Source organism: Pseudomonas sp. 2957, from assembly GCF_031456345.1.
Classification (GTDB): domain Bacteria; phylum Pseudomonadota; class Gammaproteobacteria; order Pseudomonadales; family Pseudomonadaceae; genus Aquipseudomonas; species Aquipseudomonas siliginis.
This window is the reverse complement of the sequence record NZ_JAVDUL010000004.1, coordinates 338,217-356,246: the sequence shown is the minus strand read 5'-3', so window position 1 is coordinate 356,246 and position 18,030 is coordinate 338,217. Positions and strand designations below refer to the sequence as shown.

The window sequence follows — 18,030 nt, the reverse complement described above, 5'->3', positions numbered from 1 at the left end:
CGGACGATCTTTTGATCTTGATCCTGAAAAACAAGATCAAAAGATCGCAGCCTTCGGCAGCTCCTACAGGTGCGTATCACACGCCAAATTGGGCGCGGTACGCTTCCACGGCTGGGAGGTGTTGCTTGAGCTGCGGATCGTCGGCGAGGAACTCCAACACCTGATTCAGCGAGACGATGCTGATCACCGGAATGCCGAAGTCACGCTCGACTTCCTGGATGGCCGACAATTCGCCGTTGCCACGCTCCTGGCGGTTCAGCGCGATCAGCACACCGGCGGCTTTGGCGCCGTCTTGGGAAGCGATGATCTGCATCACTTCACGAATGGCGGTGCCGGCGGTGATCACGTCGTCGATGATCAAGACTTCGCCAGTCAGCGGCGCGCCAACCAGGCTGCCGCCCTCGCCGTGGGCCTTGGCTTCCTTACGGTTGAAGCACCACGGCAGGTCACGATCGTGATGCTCGGCCAGCGCAACGGCGGTCGTGGCCGCCAGCGGAATACCTTTATAAGCCGGGCCAAACAGAACGTCGAAGGGGATGCCGCTCTCGGTGATGGCGGCGGCGTAGAAACGCCCCAGCTGCGCCAGGGCCGAACCCGAGTTGAACAGGCCGGCGTTGAAGAAGTAGGGACTGGTGCGCCCGGACTTCAGGGTGAACTCACCGAAGCGCAAAACGCCGCGATCGATGGCAAAACGAATGAAATCGCGCTGATACGCTTGCATGAAAAAAACCCCAAATACCACGGATTTAGCTAATTAGCTTGACGCCGTGTATCATACACGCACGCGATTTTTGGGGCCATTTATGCGGATCATCAGTGTGAACGTCAATGGTATTCAGGCGGCAGTCGAGCGCGGTTTGCTCAGTTGGCTGCAAGCCCAGAATGCCGACGTCATCTGCCTGCAGGACACCCGTGCCTCCGCCTTTGAACTGGATGACCCAGCCTTCCAACTGGATGGCTACTTCCTTTATGCCTGCGATGCTGAAGTCCCTGCCCAAGGCGGCGTGGCTTTGTATTCGCGGTTGCAACCGAAGGCTGTCATCAGCGGTCTCGGTTTCGAGACGGCCGACCGCTACGGGCGCTACCTGCAAGCAGATTTCGACAAAGTCAGTATTGCCACCTTGCTGTTTCCTTCGGGGATGAACGGCGATGAGGACTTGAACCAGAAGTTCAAGCTCATGGACGATTTCGGCAAGTACCTGGACAAACAGCGACGCAAACGTCGCGAGTACATTTATTGTGGCTCGCTGTACGTTGCGCAGCAGAAACTCGACATCAAGAACTGGCGCGACAGCCAGCAATCTCCAGGCTTCCTGGCGCCGGAACGCGCCTGGATGGACGAGATTGTCGGCAACATGGGCTATGTCGATGCGCTGCGCGAAGTCAGCCGAGAAGGCGATCAGTACAGCTGGTGGCCGGATAACGAACAGGCCGAGATGCTCAATCTGGGCTGGCGTTTCGATTATCAGATCCTGACCCCGGGCCTGCGTCGCTCGGTGCGCAGTGCACGCCTGCCGCGTCAGCCACGGTTCTCGCAGCACGCGCCGTTGATCGTCGACTACGACTGGACGCTGACCATCTAAGCGTCGTATCGCAGCCAAAGAAAATGCCCGCATCGTGAGATGCGGGCATTTTTTATGCGCCGTGCTTCCTAAACCGCAGCGAAGAATGGCAAGGCCAGGTACAGCTTGATCACGATGACGTTAACGATATCGATGAAGAACGCTCCTACCATCGGCACCACCAGAAACGCGATTTGCGAAGGGCCATAGCGCTGCGTCACCGCTTGCATGTTGGCAATGGCCGTAGGCGTGGCACCCAGCCCAAAGCCGCAGTGTCCCGCAGCGAGTACGGCGGCATCATAGTTGCTGCCCATCACCCGAAACGTTACGAAAATCGCGAACAGCGCCATGACCAGCGCCTGCACGGCCAGAATGATGAAGATCGGCAATGCCAACGCCGCCAGATCCCAAAGCTTCAGCGACATCAGCGCGATCGCCAGAAACAGCGAGAGGCTGACATTGCCGAGCACGGAAACTTCACGCTCGAACACCTGATACAAGCCAAGTGCTGACAGACTGTTGCGCAACACCACACCTACAAACAGCACGCAAACAAACGTCGGCAGTTCGAACGCAGTGCCATGCAGAACGCCATTCAGAAGGTTGCCAGCGAGCAGGCTGACGGCAATCAGCGCCAGCGTCTCGACGAACGAAAACGGCGTGATTGAGCGTTCCTTGTTTGGCTGTTCAAAACCTCTTGGCAGTCGCGGCGCTTGTTGCGGATTGCAACCCGGCACTTGCACGCGCTTGATCAGCAACCGGGCAACGGGCCCACCGATCAGACCACCCAGCACCAGACCGAACGTCGCTGAGGCCAGCGCCAGCTCTGAAGCCGACGCCAGGCCATATTTCTCGCTGAACACCGCGCCCCATGCAGCGCCAGTGCCGTGGCCGCCGGCCAGCGTGATCGAGCCCGTCAGCAAGCCCATCAAAGGGTCGAGCCCGAGCAGGGTTGCCAACCCGATGCCCATGGCGTTCTGCACCACCAGCAAGCCAATGACCGCCAGCAGGAAGATACCGACAATGCGGCCGCCCTTCTTCAGACTGGCAAGGTCAGCACTCAAGCCAATGGTGGCAAAGAAAGCCAACATCAGGGGGGTTTGCAATGATGTATCGAAGCGGACTTCAATGTCGAAAGTGCGCAATATCAACAGGAGCACGGCAACCACAAGGCCGCCTGCTACCGGTTCAGGAATATTGTAACTTCGCAGAAAGCCGACACGCGTAACAAGTCCGCGTCCGAGCAGCAGTACTAAAGAAGCGGCCACGAGCGTGCCGTAGAAATCGAGCTCAATCATGTGGATTATTCTTGGCTAAGTATTCACGAGGCGAGCGTTTACCTGGGCTCGACGGGTGAACCGGCTGATTTTCTCAACACTGATTACTGGGGAATTCAAGTGCCATCGATGGCTTGAACATATCGGAATGTTTCAACCGAAACATTACATCGGGCAACTTTAACAACCAGCTCGCGCCAATAACAAGAACGGGAATAAGCACTGGACCGATCAGTTGTGACCAAAGATGTAATAGAGGAACATCAGCAAATAAATGCCAAACCGCACATCGTTAACAGACTAGTCCTACAACAAAAACCAATTATTAAGTTGCACAAATAAAAATACCCCGATAAGTCGGGGTATTTTCATATTGCGACACAACAGACTTTCACTTGATCAATCGCCAGGTGAACGGATATCTGTATGGGAAACCTTCGTTGGCTTTGACCCCTGCAATGATCGTCAGGACCAGTGCGGCGATCGCCAACAAACCAAACAGGAAGAAACCAATGATCAGCAGCATGAGCAGGAAGCAGATCATTGAGGCTATCGCCACCGTGATCTGAAAATTCAACGCCTCTTTGCCCTGTGCATCGATAAAAGGGTCTTTCTCGCGCTTCATCTGCCATAGGATCAACGGCCCGATCAGATTGCCGAACGGAATCCAGATCCCCAGCAAGGCGGACAGGTGACAGAACATTGCCCACTGGCGAACCTCCTGGCTCGGTTTGGGCAGCAACTCTTGCTCGTCACTCATCATGTCCTCCTTGTGGTCGAAAACCTCAGTCGGCCAGTGCAGCCTTCTGCAGTTCGAAGATCTCGTTCATGCCTTTCTTCGCCAGTTCCAGCATGGCGTTCAAGTCTTCAGGCTGGAACGGCGCGCCTTCAGCAGTGCCCTGCACTTCGATGAAACCGCCGGTGCTGGTCATCACTACGTTCAGGTCGGTTTCAGCAGCGGAATCTTCAAGATAGTCCAGATCCAGCACCGGCTCGCCCTGGTACATGCCCACCGAGACTGCACCGATCATCTGCTTGAGCGGGTCACCGCCTTTCAGGCCGCCGCGCTTCTTGATCACTTTCAGGGCATCGACCAGCGCAACCATGGCGCCGGTGATGGACGCGGTGCGAGTACCGCCATCGGCCTGGATCACGTCGCAATCGACATACAGGGTCACGTCGCCAAGCTTGGACATATCCAGCGCCGCGCGCAGGGAGCGGCCGATCAGACGCTGGATTTCGAGAGTACGACCGCCCTGCTTGCCACGGCTGGCCTCACGCTGGTTACGCTCACCGGTGGCGCGCGGCAGCATGCCGTACTCGGCAGTCAACCAGCCCTGGCCCTGGCCTTTGAGGAAGCGCGGCACGCCATTTTCGACGCTGACGGTGCAGATGACTTTGGTATCACCGAATTCGACCAGTACGGATCCCTCGGCGTGTTTGGTGTAGTTGCGGGTGATGCGGATCGAGCGGAGCTGATCGGCAGCGCGACCACTTGGACGTTTCATAGGGATACCTGTACTGAGGACGGAAAACTGCCGAGCATTATAGAGCCCTGCACCGCGAGTGGGCACTGGTTAAAACCGCCGGCCGACGACCGAAGCCCCTCGAGCGCGCATAACCGACGGGCTGCAGCGCTTTGTCACACCGTGTGTTTGGGCGCATTCGCCGCACTGCGCTACAATCCTGCGCCTTTGCTGCCAGTCGGCTTAAATTCATTGAAATCGCGCCTGCGAAACAGCGTTTCGCGCCGATCTGCATTGCGAGGTCACCGCCATGGTGCACAGCATGACCGCCTTCGCCCGCGTCGAGAAAGCCGGCGTTCAGGGCACCCTGAGCTGGGAACTGCGCTCGGTCAACAGCCGCTATCTGGAACCGCACCTGCGCTTGCCCGAATCGTTTCGCGACCTCGAAGGCGCCGTGCGTGAAGCACTGCGTCAGGGCCTGTCGCGGGGCAAACTGGAATGCACGCTGCGCTTCACCGAAGAAAGCACCGGCAAACCGCTGCAAGTGGACCGCGAACGCGCCGCACAACTGGTGGCCGCTGCGGAAACCGTTGCCGGGCTGATCAAGAATCCTGCTGCGCTGAATCCGCTGGAAGTGCTGGCCTGGCCCGGCGTGCTGGTGGCCGATGCGACCGACCCGCAAGCGCTGAACGCCGAAGCGCTGGCGCTGTTCAATCAGGGCTTGAAGGATCTGAAGGCTGGTCGCGAGCGCGAAGGCGCGGAGCTGGCTCGCTTGATCAACGACCGCCTGACTTCCATCGAAGAAGACGTGGTGACCCTGCGTGAACTGGTGCCGCAGATGCTCGCCACCCAGCGCCAGAAGGTCCTCGACCGCTTTGCCGACATGAAGGCCGAGCTCGACCCGCAGCGCCTGGAACAGGAAATGGTCATCCTCGCGCAAAAAAGCGACGTGGCCGAAGAACTGGATCGCCTGAGCACTCACATCATCGAAGTCCGCCGGGTGCTCAAGTCCGGTGGTGCCGCCGGGCGGCGTCTGGACTTCCTGATGCAGGAGCTCAACCGCGAGGCCAACACACTGGGCTCCAAAGCCTTCGACCCGCGCAGCACCCAGGCCGCCGTCAACCTCAAGGTGTTGATCGAGCAGATGCGCGAACAAGTGCAGAATATTGAGTAAGGCTACCCTGACATGACCCAACACACCGGCACCCTGTACATCATTTCCGCGCCATCGGGCGCGGGCAAGAGCAGTCTGGTCAAGGCGTTGACCGACGCCGATCCGGAGATTCGCGTTTCCGTTTCGCACACCACCCGCGCCATGCGCCCGGGCGAAGTGGATGGCGTGAACTACCACTTCGTGACCCGCGAAGAGTTCGTGAAGATGGGCGAGCACGGCGACTTCCTTGAACGCGCCGAAGTCTTCGGCAATTTCTACGGTACCTCGCAAAGCCGCCTGCAACAGACCCTGGACGAAGGTCACGACCTGATTCTGGAAATCGACTGGCAAGGCGCCGAGCAAGTGCGCAAGCTGATGCCGCAAGCGCGCTCGATCTTCATCCTGCCGCCATCGCTGCAAGCCCTGCACCAGCGCCTGACCAACCGCGGCCAGGACAGCGACGAGATCATCGACGGCCGCATGCGCGAAGCGGTCAGCGAGATGAGCCATTACGTCGACTACGATTACCTGATCATCAACGACGATTTCGCCCACGCGCTCGACGATCTGAAAGCGATTTTCCGCGCCAATCAGCTGCAACAGAAACGCCAGCAAGTGCGTTTCGGCAAATTGCTGGCTGAATTGCTCGGCTAAAACAGCACTTCCCAAAATGCCTGCAAGCGCTTTACATTGGTGCTTGCAGCGCGTTGAAGGGTCTGGTCAAAAAATCAGCGCTTCCCTAATCGCTGGTGATTTTTTAAACTGCTCAGTCCGCTCGCCCAACCGGGCAGCGCGCATATTGCATTCGCTCCGAGGAATACCATGGCCCGCGTAACCGTTGAAGACTGCCTAGAACACGTGGAAAACCGCTTTGAGCTGGTCATGCTCTCTACCAAGCGTGCCCGTCAACTGGCCACCGGCGGCAAAGAGCCATTGGTGCAGTGGGAAAACGACAAGCCGACCGTTGTCGCGCTGCGTGAAATTGCTGAAGGCCTGATGAGCTACGAGTTCATCGCCGAGCAGGAAATCGTCCAGGATGAACCGCTGTTCGCAGCGTTCGAGGACGAGTCGAACGAGGCCGTCTAAGCCTATGCCTGGTCGACGTAGCACGGCGCGGGGTCACAGCTTTCGGCAGGAATCATCATGCCGAGCATAGACGCCCTCGCCGATCGCTTATCGACCTACCTCGGCAACGACCAGGTCAACCTGGTCCGCCGAGCGTATTTCTACGCCGAACAAGCCCATGACGGTCAACGCCGTCGCAGCGGCGAGGCGTATGTCACGCATCCTCTTGCCGTGGCCAATATTCTTGCCGACATGCACATGGACCATCAGAGCCTGATGGCCGCGATGCTGCATGACGTGATCGAAGACACCGGTATCGCCAAGGAAGCGCTGCAAGCGCAGTTTGGTGAAACCGTGGCCGAACTGGTCGACGGGGTCAGCAAACTGACCCAGATGAACTTCGAGACCAAGGCCGAAGCACAGGCTGAAAACTTCCAGAAAATGGCCATGGCCATGGCGCGCGACATCCGGGTGATCCTGGTCAAGCTCGCCGACCGCCTGCACAACATGCGCACGCTGGAAGTGCTGTCCGGCGAAAAACGCCGGCGCATCGCCAAGGAAACTCTCGAGATCTACGCGCCCATTGCCAACCGGCTGGGCATGCACGCGATCCGCATCGAATTCGAAGACCTCGGCTTCAAGGCCATGCACCCGATGCGTTCCGCGCGGATCTACCAGGCGGTCAAGCGCGCCCGGGGCAACCGCAAGGAAATCGTCAACAAGATCGAAGAGTCCCTCGGTCACTGCCTCGCCATCGACGGCATCCAGGGCGAAGTCAGCGGTCGGCAGAAACACCTCTACGGCATCTACAAGAAAATGCGCGGCAAGCGTCGGGCCTTCAACGAGATCATGGACGTTTACGCGTTCCGGATCATCGTCGACAAGGTCGATACCTGCTACCGCGTATTGGGTGCTGTGCATAATTTGTACAAACCGTTGCCAGGGCGCTTCAAGGATTACATCGCGATCCCCAAGGCCAACGGCTATCAGTCGCTGCACACCACGCTGTTCGGCATGCACGGTGTACCGATCGAGATCCAGATCCGTACCCGCGAAATGGAAGAGATGGCCAACAACGGCATCGCCGCCCATTGGCTGTACAAATCCAGCGGTGACGAGCAACCGAAAGGCACGCACGCCCGCGCTCGCCAGTGGGTCAAAGGCGTGCTGGAAATGCAGCAACGCGCCGGCAACTCGCTGGAATTCATCGAAAGCGTGAAGATCGACCTGTTCCCGGACGAGGTCTACGTGTTCACGCCCAAAGGCCGGATCATGGAGCTGCCAAAAGGCTCCACGGCGGTCGACTTTGCCTACGCAGTGCACACCGATGTCGGCAACAGCTGCATCGCCTGCCGGATCAATCGTCGTCTCGCGCCGCTGTCCGAACCGCTGCAAAGCGGCTCCACGGTCGAGATCGTCAGCGCTCCCGGCGCCCGGCCGAACCCGGCATGGCTCAACTTCGTCGTTACCGGCAAGGCGCGTACGCACATTCGTCATGCGCTGAAGCTACAACGCCGCTCCGAGTCCATCAGTCTTGGCGAACGCCTGCTGAACAAGGTCCTCAACGGTTTCGACAGCTCCCTGGAGAAGATCCCGGCAGAGCGCGTCAAAGCAATGCTTACCGAGTACCGCCTCGAACTGATCGAAGACCTGCTCGAAGACATCGGCCTGGGCAACCGCATGGCGTACGTGGTCGCCCGTCGCCTGCTTGGCGAAGGCGAGCAGCTGCCGAGCCCGGAAGGTCCGCTGGCGATTCGCGGCACCGAAGGCCTGGTGCTCAGCTACGCCAAGTGCTGTACACCGATCCCCGGCGACCCGATTGTCGGACATCTGTCTGCGGGCAAAGGCATGGTCGTGCACCTGGATAACTGCCGCAACATCAGCGAAATCAGGCACAACCCGGAAAAATGCATCCAGCTCTCGTGGGCCAAGGATGTCACCGGCGAATTCAACGTCGAGTTGCGCGTCGAGCTGGAACACCAGCGCGGCCTGATCGCCCTGCTGGCCAGCAGCGTCAACGCGGCCGACGGCAATATCGAGAAAATCAGCATGGACGAACGCGATGGTCGCATCAGCGTCGTGCAGTTGGTGGTCAGCGTCCACGACCGTGTGCACCTGGCCCGCGTGATCAAGAAACTGCGCGCCTTGACCGGGGTGATCCGCATCACCCGCATGCGCGCATAACCTGCCTATTACAAGGAGTCCTACATGACCAAAACCGTCATCACCAGCGACAAGGCCCCGGCCGCCATCGGCACTTACTCCCAAGCGATCAAGGCAGGCAACACCGTTTACATGTCGGGCCAGATTCCTTTGGACCCGAAAACCATGGAACTGGTCGAAGGCTTCGAAGCCCAGACCGTCCAGGTCTTCGAGAACCTCAAAGCCGTGGCCGAAGCCGCCGGCGGTTCGTTCAAGGACATCGTCAAACTGAACATCTTCCTCACCGACCTGAGCCACTTCGCCAAGGTCAGCGAGATCATGGGCAAGTACTTCGACCAGCCATACCCTGCCCGCGCCGCCATTGGCGTGGCCGCCCTGCCGAAGGGTGCGCAGGTTGAAATGGATGCCATTCTGGTCATCGAGTGATGCGCACGGCGCGGCCTTCACGCCGCGCCGACTGCTGCAAGAAAAGGTTTTGAAAGGATTTCACCATGCGCAAAGCGCTAGCTCTCTCGCTGCTCGCCCTGTTTCTCGGCGGCTGCGCCAGCGACCCTGCCGACCGTGACATCAGCGGCACCTGGATCAACCAGGTGGCGATCGATGCCGCCGCCAAGGGCGGTCCCCTGCGTGAAGCGCTGCAGGCTTACGGCCCGAATCTGGAGTGGGACGTCAACACCAAGGCCGGCCAGGCCCGCTATACCAACGGTTTTGAGAACGTCGAAGGACGGCTGCTGGGCGAAGAGTCCGGCGCCTGGAAAGTCGATTTCTACGGCAGCTCCGCCAGCGAACTGAAACGCGATGGCGGGCGCCTGCAGCAAGCTGCCAGCGACAACGAACCCGAACAAGTCTTCGATCGCGCACAGATCCCGGTGCCGGAAGGCGCGCCAATCGGGGCCAGCTTCGAACGCGCGCTGTATTCGGCATATCTGGGCGGTAACTGGATCATCGCCAGCGGCCAGGGTGAAGGCGGCACCGTGCAGTTCCAGGCCGACGGCCAGGTGACCGGCCTGCCGGGCGTTGATCGTTATGCCTTGTGTCTGGCCGGCGATTGCGCGTCCATGAGCAATGGCAACGACAGCATGTGGCTGCAACTCAATGGCCAGGGCAACAACTGGATCTTTGTGCGCAAGGGCAAGGAGCTGGAGATTCTGCAGGCAGTGAACGCTGCGCTGGCGGATGAGCAACCGCAGTTCGCCGCAGGTGAGCGCAAGTGGTTGCTGGAGAAACAGTAACCTGCCTCCGAAATCTCAGAAGATCAAATGTGGGAGCGAGCCTGCTCGCGAACGCGGTGGGTCAGTCAAACTGATAATGACTGACATACCGCATTCGCGAGCAGGCTCGCTCCCACAGTGGTTTTTGTGTTGCTGGAAATTCAGCACTTACCTTCAAGAATCGCTGCATAGCCTTCGCGATAACTCGAATACTTCGGCACCCACCCCAACGCTTTCGCCCGCGCATTGCTGCAACGCTTGCTGCCGGTGCGGCGCACACTGGCGTCGTCCGCCCATTCAGTCACACCCAGATACTCGCGCAACCAGCCCACCACCTCAGCCAATGGCGCCGGCGCGTCATCCACACCGATATAGAGCTCGTCCAGCTTGACACCCTCGCGGTCTTTTTCCAGCAAAAACGCCAGCAGCCCCGCTGCATCATCGGCATGAATACGATTGCCATACAGCGGTGGCTCCGTAGCTACGCGATAGCCGCGACGCACCTGAGTCAGCAGCCACTCGCGGCCCGGGCCGTAAATGCCGGTCAGCCGCAGCACACTTGCCGGAATGCCGCTATAGAGCGCGACCTGCTCGGCTTCGAGCATCAAGCGACCTGAATATCCGGCCGCGACCGTCTCGGAGGTCTCATCCACCCATGCTCCGTCCTGCTGGCCGTACACGCTGCTGCTGGACACGAAGATCAGCCGCTCGGGCACTTGCCCATAGTCACCCAGCCAGCTCAGCACATTCTGCAAACCCTGCACGTAGGCCTTGCGATAGCCCTCTTCGTCGTGATCGGTGGCCGCGGCGCAATACACCAGATAATCGACAGCGCCTACCGGCCAGGTCGCCGGACACTCTTCGCCGAACAGGTCGCCGGCGACGCCGATGACACCCTCCGGCAGCTTGGAAACGTCGCGGCGCAGGCCATGAACTTGCCAGCCAGCCGCCAGCAATTGCGTGGCCAGACGACTGCCGACATCACCACAACCGGCAATCAAAACAGAAGGCGCGGACATCAGAAAACTCCCATCAGAAAGGCACAGACTAGCTCTGGCACAGGACGAACGGCTAGCAATGAAGGAAAAAAAGTTACTCTATTACTTTTGTTAACAAGAATTACTTGCAATAATGCACGCCACTTTTGTTCTCGGCCTCACGAGGCCTGGAAGAGCAACAACGTTTTTCTATCTCAGGTCCGGCCAGCATGACACGTAATCAAACTCCCGCTTCGCCAACCACTCGACCTCGCGCCTGGAGCGCCGTCGCGGCTCTGTTGCTCAGCCTGATGCTGGCACCGACCGCCGCCTTCGCCGACGCTCAAGCACCCGCCACCCCAGCCGCCACCGAGCAGAGCGCACCCGCTGCCGCTCCGGCTGCACCAGCCGCCACCGATCCGGTGCAGGCTGTCGACGCCGCCGACGCACCTGAAGCCCTCGAAGCCGACAACACCTTGGGCATGGCCCACGACCTTTCGCCGTGGGGTATGTACCAGAACGCCGACATCATCGTGAAAATCGTGATGATCGGTCTGGCCATCGCTTCGATCATCACTTGGACTATCTGGATCGCCAAAGGCTTCGAGCTGATGGGCGCCAAGCGTCGTCTGCGTGGCGAAATCGCTGCACTGAAAAAAGCCACCACCCTCAAGGAAGCCAGCGCCACCGCTGGTAAAGAAGGCACCCTCGCCAACCTGCTGGTGCATGACGCGCTCGAAGAGATGCGCCTGTCGGTCAACAGCCGCGAGAAAGAAGGCATCAAGGAGCGTGTCAGCTTCCGCCTCGAGCGCCTCGTTGCTGCCTGCGGTCGCAACATGAGCAGCGGCACCGGCGTCCTCGCCACCATCGGTTCCACCGCACCGTTCGTAGGTCTGTTCGGTACCGTGTGGGGCATCATGAACTCGTTCATCGGCATCGCCAAAACCCAGACGACCAACCTTGCAGTTGTCGCACCGGGCATCGCTGAAGCGCTGCTGGCCACTGCACTGGGTCTGGTTGCGGCGATTCCTGCGGTGGTGATCTACAACGTCTTCGCCCGTTCCATCGCCGGTTACAAGGCGCAGGTCTCCGATGCCTCGGCAGAAGTCCTGCTGCTGGTCAGCCGCGATCTCGACCACCAGCCTGAGCGCAGCTCGCAGCCGCACATGGTTAAAGTGGGGTAATCGGCCATGGGCCTGCATTTGAAAGAAGGCGCAGACGACGATCTGGCCGAGAACCACGAAATCAACGTCACGCCGTTCATCGACGTGATGCTGGTGCTGTTGATCATCTTCATGGTGGCCGCGCCGTTGGCCACTGTGGACATAAAAGTCGACCTGCCGGCCTCGACCGCCAAACCGGCGCCGCGGCCAGAGAAACCGGTGTTCCTCAGTGTGAAAGCGGACCAGCGCCTGTTCCTCGGTGACGACGAAGTGAAAGCCGAAACCCTCGGCGCCACCCTCGACGCCAAGACCCAAGGCAAGAAAGACACCACCATCTTCTTCCAGGCCGACAAAGGCGTGGATTACGGCGACCTGATGAGCGTGATGGACAGCCTGCGCGCCGCCGGTTACCTGAAGGTTGGTCTGGTCGGACTTGAGACGGCAGCCAAGAAATGATCACGACGCGCCATAAGCTGACGCGTTACAGCGGTAGCCTGGCCGTGGTGCTGGGCGTGCACGCGCTGGCCATCGCGCTGGCGCTGAACTGGACCGCCCGCCCGCCCATCGAATTGCCGCCGCAGGCAATGATGGTCGAGCTGGCCCCGTTGCCTGCCCCGCCACCGCCGGCTCCGCCGAAAGTCGTCACACCGCCGCAGCCACCGGCTCCGGTTGAAGAGTTGCCGATCCCGAAACTGGCTGAAGCACCAAAAGCGGAAATCGCGGTACCGAAACCCAAGCCGAAGCCCAAGCCAAAACCGCCGAAGCCGGTCGAGAAAAAGCTGCCCGAGCCGCCGAAGGAGAAACCTTCCGAGGAGAAACCGGCCGATACCCAGCCGACCCAGGCACCGACGGAGAAATCCGCCCAGCCTGCACCAGGTCCGTCGCCGGCTCAGTTGGCGGCCAAGGCCAGTTGGCAAGGCACTCTGCTCGCGCATCTGCAGAAGTACAAGAAGTACCCGCAGAGTGCGCAGTCGCGGGGCAAGGAAGGCTTGAATCGTCTGCGCTTCGTGGTCGATGGCGAAGGTAATGTGCTGTCGTTCGAACTGGTGGGCCGCTCTGGCAACGCTGATCTGGACCGGGCCACCCTGGACATGATCCGCCGCGCGCAACCGCTGCCCAAGCCGCCGGCCGACATGCTCAACAACGGCTCGATCGAAATTGTTGCGCCGTTTGTTTATTCGCTCGAACGCCGCCGCTAAGCAACACCGCAATACCTGTGGGAGCTGGCAAGCCAGCTCCCACAAGGTTCTCCGCCAGCCGAGAGAACCAAGCCAAGAGGCACCGAAAGGTGCCTTTTGCATATCTGCCAGCGGCAAACCGACCTCGACCGGTGTCGCACTCAGCCCGCAGTCTGATAACGTGCGTCTATCGATTGCAGCCGGTATGCTTGGCGCGCATCTTCATGGACGCTTGCTATGACCCTCACAGAATTACGCTACATCGTTACCCTCGCCCAAGAGCAGCATTTCGGCCATGCCGCCGAGCGTTGCCACGTCAGTCAGCCGACGCTGTCGGTGGGCGTGAAAAAACTTGAAGACGAACTCGGTGTGCTGATTTTCGAGCGCAGCAAAAGCGCCGTGCGCCTGACCCCGGTCGGCGAGGGCATCGTCGCCCAGGCGCAGAAAGTCCTCGAACAAGCCCAAGGCATTCGCGAACTGGCCCAGGCCGGCAAGAACCAGCTGACCGCACCGCTGAAAGTCGGCGCCATCTACACCGTCGGCCCGTACCTGTTCCCGCATCTGATTCCACAACTGCACCGGGTCGCCCCGCAGATGCCGTTGTACATCGAAGAAAACTTTACCCACGTGCTGCGCGACAAACTGCGCAACGGCGAGCTCGACGCGATCATCATCGCCCTGCCGTTCAATGAAGCCGACGTGCTGACCCTGCCGCTTTACGACGAGCCGTTCTACGTGCTCATGCCGGCCCAGCATCCGTGGACCAAGAAAGAATCCATCGACGCCGGCCTGCTCAACGACAAGAGCCTGCTGCTGCTCGGTGAAGGTCACTGTTTCCGCGATCAGGTGCTCGAAGCCTGCCCGACCCTGACCAAGGGCAATGACGGCGCCAAGCACACCACGGTAGAATCCAGCTCGCTGGAAACCATTCGCCACATGGTCGCGTCCGGCCTGGGCATCTCGATCCTGCCGCTGTCGGCGGTGGACAGCCATCACTACGCCCCCGGCGTGATCGAAGTGCGCCCACTGACCGCGCCGGTGCCGTTCCGCACCGTGGCGATCGCCTGGCGCGCCAGCTTCCCACGGCCGAAAGCCATCGAGATCCTCGCCGACTCCATTCGCCTGTGCTCGGTGGCCAAGCCAGCGGCGCCGGTCACGGCCGGTTAAGCGAGCGTCATGACGGAGCTGTCGCAAGTGTCGGTGACGGCACTCAAGGGTGTCGGCGAAGCCATGGCCGAGAAACTGGCCAAGGTCGGCCTCGAGAATCTGCAGGACGTGCTCTTCCACTTGCCGCTGCGTTATCAGGATCGCACCCGCGTGGTGCCGATCGGCGCATTGCGACCGGGGCAGGACGCCGTGGTCGAAGGCACCGTCAGCGGTGCCGACGTGGTCATGGGTCGCCGCCGCAGTCTGGTCGTGCGCTTGCAGGACGGCACCGGCGGGCTGAGCCTGCGCTTCTACCATTTCAGCAACGCGCAGAAGGAAGGGCTCAAGCGTGGCACGCGGGTTCGCTGCTACGGCGAAGCCCGGCCCGGCGCCTCAGGCCTGGAAATCTACCACCCCGAATACCGCGCCATCACCGGCGACGAACCGCCGCCAGTGGATGAAACCCTGACCCCGGTCTACCCGCTCACCGAAGGGCTGACCCAGCAGCGCCTGCGCCAGTTGTGCATGCAGACCTTGACGCTGCTCAAGCCGAGCACCCTGCCGGACTGGCTGCCGACCGAACTGGCCCGCGACTACCAACTGGCGCCGCTGGCCGACGCGATCCGTTACCTGCACAACCCGCCCGCCGATGCCGACGTCGATGAACTCGCCCTTGGCCATCACTGGGCGCAGCATCGTCTGGCGTTCGAAGAGTTGCTCACCCATCAACTGTCGCAGCAGCGTCTGCGCGAAAGCATGCGTTCCCTGCGCGCGCCAGCGATGCCGAAAGCCACCAGGCTGCCGCCGAAATACCTGAAGAACCTCGGCTTCAGCCCAACCGGTGCTCAGCAGCGCGTCGGCAACGAAATCGCCTACGACCTCAGCCAGCACGAACCGATGTTGCGCCTGATTCAGGGCGACGTCGGCGCCGGCAAAACCGTGGTTGCCGCCCTCGCCGCCCTGCAAGCGCTGGAGGCCGGTTATCAAGTCGCGCTGATGGCGCCGACCGAGATCCTCGCCGAACAGCACTTCATCACCTTCAAACGCTGGCTCGAACCGCTGGGCATTGAAGTCGCGTGGCTGGCCGGCAAGCTTAAGGGCAAGAACCGCGTCGCCGCGCTGGAACAAATCGCCAGCGGCACACCGATGGTGGTCGGCACCCACGCGCTGTTTCAGGACGAAGTACAGTTCAAGAATCTGGCGCTGGTGATCATCGACGAACAGCACCGCTTCGGCGTGCAGCAGCGTCTGGCGCTGCGGCAGAAAGGCGTTGGCGGGCGCATGTGCCCGCACCAACTGATCATGACCGCCACACCGATTCCACGGACGCTGGCGATGAGCGCCTACGCCGACCTCGACACCTCGATCCTCGATGAATTGCCGCCCGGGCGTACCCCGGTCAACACCGTGCTGGTCACCGACACCCGCCGCGTCGAAGTCATCGAACGGGTGCGCAGCGCCTGTGCCGAAGGTCGTCAGGCCTATTGGGTGTGTACGCTGATTGAAGAATCGGAAGAGCTGACCTGTCAGGCCGCCGAAACCACGTTCGAAGACCTCACTGCCGCCCTCGGCGAATTGAAAGTCGGGCTGATTCACGGCCGCATGAAACCGGTCGAAAAAGCTGCGGTGATGGCCGAGTTCAAGGCCGGCAACCTGCAACTGCTGGTGGCGACCACGGTGATCGAAGTCGGCGTCGACGTGCCCAACGCCAGCCTGATGATCATCGAAAACCCCGAGCGCCTCGGCCTCGCGCAGCTGCACCAGTTGCGCGGTCGCGTCGGCCGGGGCAGCGCCGCCAGCCATTGCGTACTGCTCTACCATCCGCCGCTGTCGCAGATCGGTCGCCAGCGCCTGGGCATCATGCGCGAGACCAACGACGGTTTCGTCATCGCCGAAAAGGACCTCGAACTGCGTGGCCCCGGGGAAATGCTCGGCACCCGCCAGACCGGCCTGCTGCAATTCAAGGTCGCCGACCTGATGCGCGACGCCGATTTATTGCCCGCCGTGCGCGATGCTGCCCAGGCTTTGCTGGAGCGCTGGCCGACCCACGTCAGCCCATTGCTTGACCGTTGGCTGCGGCATGGGCAGCAATACGGCCAAGTGTGAGCACCGTCGCAGTTTGTGCAGGATCGTTCCTACAGAGCTGGTTATACTCCTGCCATTGTTTCAAAAACGGATACAGACCATGATCGAAGCTGCTCTCGTCCCCGAATCTCCGCAAGCTCCGTCTGTTATTCGGCTGCTGCTCAACAAGCTGGGCGTTGCCTACGAAGAAGTGCTCGACCACCACGGCCTCAATGCCTCGCGCAAAGTGCAGGCCGTGTTGCTGGACGACGCCGTGGGCGCGTTGATGGTGCTGTTTCCACAGAGCCAGTTGCTGGATCTCAATCGCCTCGCCGAACTCACTGGTCGCCGACTCACAGCCGTGTCCACCGAACGCCTGGAAAAGATGCTCGGCAAACACAATCTGAGCCTGCTCCCAGGCCTGCCGGCGCTGACGAGTTCGCCGTGCCTCTACGAAGAAAGCCTGCTGCGCGAGCCGAAGCTGCTGATCAACTCCGGCGAGCCGGGCCTGCTGCTGGAAATCAGCAGCGAAGACTTCAAATCGATGCTGACCAAGGCCAGCGCCGCCAACTTCGGCGAAGCCCTGAGCAGCATCCGCCCGAACCTCGACCGCCCGGACGATGACCGCGAGGAAATCACCCAGGCCGTGCAGGCGTTCACCGCACGCCGCATTCAGCAGCGTCTGGAAGCGACCATCGAGATTCCGCCGCTGGCCGAAACCGCGCAAAAAATCATCAAGCTGCGCGTTGACCCCAATGCCACCATCGACGACATCACCGGCGTGGTTGAAACCGACCCGGCGCTGGCCGCGCAAGTGGTGAGCTGGGCGGCGTCGCCGTACTACGCCTCGCCGGGCAAGATTCGTTCGGTGGAAGACGCGATCGTCCGCGTGCTGGGCTTCGATCTGGTGATCAACCTCGCGCTGGGCCTGGCCCTCGGCAAGACCCTGAGCCTGCCGAAAGACCACCCGCAACACACCACGCCGTACTGGCAGCAGTCGATCTACACCGCCGCCGTCATCGAAGGCCTGACCCGCGCCATGCCGCGCGCCCAGCGCCCGGAAGCCGGCCTGACGTATCTGGCCGGTCTGCTGCATAACTTCGGTTACCTGCTGCTGGCCCACGTGTTTCCGCCGCACTTCTCGCTGATCTGCCGCCACCTGGAGGTCAACCCGCACCTTTGCCACAGCTACATCGAGCAACACCTGCTCGGTATCAGCCGTGAACAGATCGGCTCGTGGCTGATGCGCTACTGGGACATGCCGGATGAACTGGCCACCGCCCTGCGCTTCCAGCACGACCCAAGCTACGACGGCGCCTACGCCGAATACCCGAACCTCGTCTGCCTGGCCGTACGCCTGCTACGCAGCCGCGGGATTGGCTCCGGGCCGGATGAAGATATTCCGGATGCCCTGCTTGAACGCGTCGGCCTGAGCCGTGACAAAGCCAACGATATCGTCAGCAAAGTGCTTGAGGCTGAAGTGCTGCTGCGTGAACTGGCTTCGCAGTTCAGCCAGGCCTGAAAAGCTTCGCAGGCAAGCCCGCTCCCACAAGATCGATGCGATCTTCAGGAGCGGGTGCGTTGCGGCCAACTGTTGATTATTGG

18 protein-coding genes are annotated in these 18,030 nt (G+C 60.8%); 13 read left to right on the top strand and 5 right to left on the bottom strand.

Going from position 1 to position 18,030, the window contains the following annotated elements; all coding sequences use genetic code 11:
- Positions 1-76: 76 nt before the first annotated feature.
- The gene (gene pyrE, locus J2Y39_RS16225) at positions 77-721 is read right to left on the bottom strand and encodes an orotate phosphoribosyltransferase (protein ID WP_056791572.1); all 645 of its coding nucleotides are present in this window, start codon (positions 719-721) and stop codon (positions 77-79) included.
- Positions 722-803: 82 nt separating this feature from the next.
- Between pyrE and J2Y39_RS16220 the strand changes: the two genes are divergently transcribed.
- Entirely contained in the window at positions 804-1,583 is a 780-nt protein-coding gene (locus J2Y39_RS16220; RefSeq protein WP_016772543.1) for an exodeoxyribonuclease III, read from the top strand.
- 68 nt (positions 1,584-1,651) lie between these two features.
- On the opposite strand, the gene gltS is transcribed toward J2Y39_RS16220, so the two are convergent.
- The 3 genes from gltS to rph all read right to left on the bottom strand — a co-directional run bounded on the left by gltS (position 1,652) and on the right by rph (position 4,347).
- Entirely contained in the window at positions 1,652-2,860 is a 1,209-nt protein-coding gene (gene gltS, locus J2Y39_RS16215) for a sodium/glutamate symporter (RefSeq protein WP_056791569.1), read from the bottom strand.
- A 370-nt stretch (positions 2,861-3,230) separates the two neighbouring features.
- Positions 3,231-3,599 carry a DUF4870 domain-containing protein gene (locus J2Y39_RS16210; RefSeq protein ID WP_016772541.1) on the bottom strand — a complete coding sequence of 123 codons (369 nt, stop codon included), beginning with the start codon at positions 3,597-3,599 and terminating at the stop codon, positions 3,231-3,233.
- A 25-nt stretch (positions 3,600-3,624) separates the two neighbouring features.
- Positions 3,625-4,347, bottom strand: coding sequence for a ribonuclease PH (rph, locus tag J2Y39_RS16205; protein WP_027610407.1), 723 nt, complete (start codon positions 4,345-4,347; stop codon positions 3,625-3,627).
- A 268-nt stretch (positions 4,348-4,615) separates the two neighbouring features.
- Between rph and J2Y39_RS16200 the strand changes: the two genes are divergently transcribed.
- The 6 genes from J2Y39_RS16200 (at position 4,616) to J2Y39_RS16175 (ending at position 9,918) form a co-directional block, all read left to right on the top strand.
- A complete protein-coding gene (locus tag J2Y39_RS16200; protein ID WP_016770639.1) occupies positions 4,616-5,479 on the top strand; it encodes a YicC/YloC family endoribonuclease in 864 nt (287 codons plus the stop codon).
- A 12-nt stretch (positions 5,480-5,491) separates the two neighbouring features.
- Positions 5,492-6,112, top strand: a complete 621-nt coding sequence (gene gmk, locus J2Y39_RS16195; RefSeq protein WP_039757364.1) for a guanylate kinase — start codon at positions 5,492-5,494, stop codon at positions 6,110-6,112.
- A 168-nt stretch (positions 6,113-6,280) separates the two neighbouring features.
- Positions 6,281-6,544 carry a DNA-directed RNA polymerase subunit omega gene (gene rpoZ, locus J2Y39_RS16190; protein ID WP_008030604.1) on the top strand — a complete coding sequence of 88 codons (264 nt, stop codon included), beginning with the start codon at positions 6,281-6,283 and terminating at the stop codon, positions 6,542-6,544.
- Between the two features lie 57 nt (positions 6,545-6,601).
- The gene (spoT, locus tag J2Y39_RS16185; protein ID WP_007920338.1) at positions 6,602-8,707 is read left to right on the top strand and encodes a bifunctional GTP diphosphokinase/guanosine-3',5'-bis pyrophosphate 3'-pyrophosphohydrolase; all 2,106 of its coding nucleotides are present in this window, start codon (positions 6,602-6,604) and stop codon (positions 8,705-8,707) included.
- Between the two features lie 24 nt (positions 8,708-8,731).
- Positions 8,732-9,112: a RidA family protein gene (locus J2Y39_RS16180; protein ID WP_310218755.1), complete on the top strand. Its 381-nt coding sequence runs from the start codon at positions 8,732-8,734 to the stop codon at positions 9,110-9,112.
- A 65-nt stretch (positions 9,113-9,177) separates the two neighbouring features.
- Positions 9,178-9,918, top strand: a complete 741-nt coding sequence (locus tag J2Y39_RS16175; RefSeq protein ID WP_016772538.1) for a hypothetical protein — start codon at positions 9,178-9,180, stop codon at positions 9,916-9,918.
- Positions 9,919-10,058: 140 nt separating this feature from the next.
- On the opposite strand, the gene J2Y39_RS16170 is transcribed toward J2Y39_RS16175, so the two are convergent.
- Positions 10,059-10,916: an SDR family oxidoreductase gene (locus J2Y39_RS16170; RefSeq protein WP_310218753.1), complete on the bottom strand. Its 858-nt coding sequence runs from the start codon at positions 10,914-10,916 to the stop codon at positions 10,059-10,061.
- Positions 10,917-11,104: 188 nt separating this feature from the next.
- Between J2Y39_RS16170 and exbB the strand changes: the two genes are divergently transcribed.
- The 6 genes from exbB to J2Y39_RS16140 all read left to right on the top strand — a co-directional run bounded on the left by exbB (position 11,105) and on the right by J2Y39_RS16140 (position 17,947).
- On the top strand, positions 11,105-12,058 hold the full coding sequence (gene exbB, locus J2Y39_RS16165) for a tonB-system energizer ExbB (protein WP_041476629.1): 954 nt from the start codon (positions 11,105-11,107) through the stop codon (positions 12,056-12,058).
- A gap of 6 nt (positions 12,059-12,064) precedes the next feature.
- Positions 12,065-12,493, top strand: a complete 429-nt coding sequence (gene exbD, locus J2Y39_RS16160) for a TonB system transport protein ExbD (protein WP_016772535.1) — start codon at positions 12,065-12,067, stop codon at positions 12,491-12,493.
- The gene (locus J2Y39_RS16155; RefSeq protein WP_042608108.1) at positions 12,490-13,236 is read left to right on the top strand and encodes an energy transducer TonB; all 747 of its coding nucleotides are present in this window, start codon (positions 12,490-12,492) and stop codon (positions 13,234-13,236) included. Before exbD ends, J2Y39_RS16155 begins: the two co-directional genes overlap by 4 nt.
- Before the next feature lie 216 nt (positions 13,237-13,452).
- A complete protein-coding gene (locus J2Y39_RS16150; RefSeq protein ID WP_024014805.1) occupies positions 13,453-14,382 on the top strand; it encodes a hydrogen peroxide-inducible genes activator in 930 nt (309 codons plus the stop codon).
- A 9-nt stretch (positions 14,383-14,391) separates the two neighbouring features.
- The gene (gene recG / locus J2Y39_RS16145; protein ID WP_024014806.1) at positions 14,392-16,467 is read left to right on the top strand and encodes an ATP-dependent DNA helicase RecG; all 2,076 of its coding nucleotides are present in this window, start codon (positions 14,392-14,394) and stop codon (positions 16,465-16,467) included.
- Positions 16,468-16,546: 79 nt separating this feature from the next.
- Positions 16,547-17,947, top strand: a complete 1,401-nt coding sequence (locus tag J2Y39_RS16140) for an HDOD domain-containing protein (RefSeq protein WP_310218751.1) — start codon at positions 16,547-16,549, stop codon at positions 17,945-17,947.
- The last annotated feature ends 83 nt before the right edge of the window (positions 17,948-18,030 follow it).